We start from the raw sequence: 1,609 nt of genomic DNA on the forward strand, positions 1-1,609 counted from the left end.
ATAATTCGGACAACGGGATCGACCTTGTTGGACGAAACCCCGAAACTGGAGCCGTCAAGGTCGTTGAGGTAAAGGCAAACAGTGCTAGTCTGAATGAGCTTCAGAGCGAAGGCGGACCGAAATATGCAGATCTACAAATTCGACGTGCTTTAAGCGGCGAGGGAAACTGGCGGAGCACGCCGACTAGCATGGGTGGAACTGCAATAGAAATTCGGAAATGGCTGAGATCTGCATCCTCAAAAGAATACGAAATTTGGAAATATGATGTTGATGACGCTGGTAACGCGACCTACCGCGGCAAGGCTGACTGGAGCTGGAAGCCAGGATCGAAATCAAAACGGCTGACGTATCGTGATGACACTGGCAGCGTTGCACGCAAATCTTCAAATTTAAAGCCACCTTCTACCGGTCCACCTGGTTCAAAATCTTTGGGAGCCAGAGGTGAAGCTAATAAAGAGAAATGAGAAACGGTTATGTTTGATGTATCGTTAATGAGAAATGAGCTAATTAAAAATTTACCACAGCAAGTCCAGCAGCAAAAACCTCTTCTTAGGGATGCCTCCTATGAAGATATTGGAGATTGGGTGGGAAAAGACGTTGTAGATAGTGATGTGAAGTTGATTCCGGAAAATTTTGAATTAATTCACATGTGGTATAGAAATAGTTATAGTGCATCCGGGATGAGTTTTACTCCTGATGAAAAACTGCTTGCATTATCAAGTAGATGCGGCATTTCCAGTTTCTTTTTTGAAGTTCCCATTTACGATTTCTATCAAAAAAATCTTGGGCGTTATGATTTTGATGCCTATGGGAAACTTCTTGCTCAAATTTTAGCAACCGGCTGGAAAGACGAGTCTGAACTTGTTGCGAGATTCGGTTTCGAAGAACTAAATCGTTTGTTGGACCGTGGCATCTCTTATGGCCGTATGTGTTGGTTCATGCTTGAATTGGCGAAGGATTGGCTTCAAGCGGATGTGAGCCTTGACAGCGAGTTTCGGCAGCATGAGATCGAAAATCTCGGTATATGGGATAAGCTTCTCACTGGTTGGAGAGAACCAAATGCACGGGCTTTTGACGCCTTGATGAGCGAAATGGCAGAATGCCATATCTCTCAATCCAGAGATGCCGAGATGTCTGAGAATGAGTGGTACGAATTCGAGGACATGGCATACTGGCTCTTCCCGGTTGAACTTCTCGCTGTTCTCCGTCTGCGGGAGTGGGCGGGTATCGCAAATCCAAAGCTTTCCCATCCCCTATTTGCGGTGACCCCACTAGCCACTCTTTATCCGCCACCGGCTTGGCCAAAAGATGAAGTTCTGGATCAGGCAGAGGCAAAATTCCGATCTCTTTACCCCAGTACACCTTCTGTTGCTGATCTGGCTAAACTGCGCGCTCAGCACAAAGCTGGATGAAGTAGGCGCTGCAAGACATAAGAAACATGAACGCGGTAAATTTTGCAGAGTTCACGGAGAATAACCATGCCCGTCCTAAGAGCATGACTCGAAATTCAGACGGCGGGTGAATTTCGCGCCAATCTTCGGACGATGAGGAAAGCGAGAACCATCTGAAAGAAGGCCAGAGCCGAAGCGACGGTTTTCTCGCAATCCTT

2 protein-coding genes are annotated in these 1,609 nt (G+C 46.6%); both read left to right on the forward strand.

What is annotated here, in order from left to right; translation table 11 throughout:
- On the forward strand, positions 1-464 hold a 464-nt coding region (locus tag J1C48_RS18665), incomplete at its 5' end, for a hypothetical protein (RefSeq protein WP_207259507.1).
- A 9-nt stretch (positions 465-473) separates the two neighbouring features.
- Positions 474-1,412 carry a hypothetical protein gene (locus tag J1C48_RS18670; protein ID WP_207259508.1) on the forward strand — a complete coding sequence of 313 codons (939 nt, stop codon included), beginning with the start codon at positions 474-476 and terminating at the stop codon, positions 1,410-1,412.
- The last annotated feature ends 197 nt before the right edge of the window (positions 1,413-1,609 follow it).

It is taken from the genome of Jiella flava (assembly GCF_017349315.1).
Lineage (GTDB): Bacteria > Pseudomonadota > Alphaproteobacteria > Rhizobiales > Rhizobiaceae > Jiella > Jiella flava.

Coding starts and splice junctions, on each gene's coding strand:
- J1C48_RS18670 (WP_207259508.1), top strand. CDS start 474: ATGTTTGATGTATCGTTAATGAGAAATGAGCTAATTAAAAATTTACCA.